1 protein-coding gene is annotated in these 355 nt (G+C 60.3%); it reads right to left on the bottom strand.

Going from position 1 to position 355, the window contains the following annotated elements; all coding sequences use genetic code 11:
- Positions 1–222, bottom strand: a 222-nt coding sequence (locus tag ABR397_RS23555) for a hypothetical protein (RefSeq protein ID WP_350307816.1), incomplete at its 3' end; no start/stop codon positions are given.
- Positions 223–355 lie beyond the last annotated feature (133 nt).

The following is a 355-nucleotide window of genomic DNA, read 5'->3' as shown; positions in this document are numbered from 1 at the left end:
AGGATTGAGCGCGGGGTTATCTGCGGCGGTCTCCGCCAGGTCAACAGCCGATCCTGCCTCAGTCAAACGCGCCGTAACCTGCTTCTCCGGGCACTCGTCTGAGTGATGATCCAACAGCGGGCGCAAGCGTTGCAGTTGCGTCACACTCAAACAGGGTAACGGCCACGCATCACTCGCCCACTCCCGGGCGAGCTGACCGCTTAGACCCTGTAAAAGGTGCACGGAACGAATCGATTCATTGCCCTCCTGCGTCGCCACCGCCCCGGCTATCTGTAATAGCTCACACAGAGGGGCCGATAATCGGGGACGTCGATGAATACGGCGGGGCAGGCCATTAATTCGCGTCAACAGCGAC

Origin of the sequence: Photorhabdus viridis (genome assembly GCF_040256935.1) — a bacterium.
Lineage (GTDB): Bacteria > Pseudomonadota > Gammaproteobacteria > Enterobacterales > Enterobacteriaceae > Photorhabdus > Photorhabdus viridis.
The sequence above is the reverse complement of the archived record's forward strand: the minus strand, read 5'-3'. Positions and strand labels throughout refer to the sequence as shown.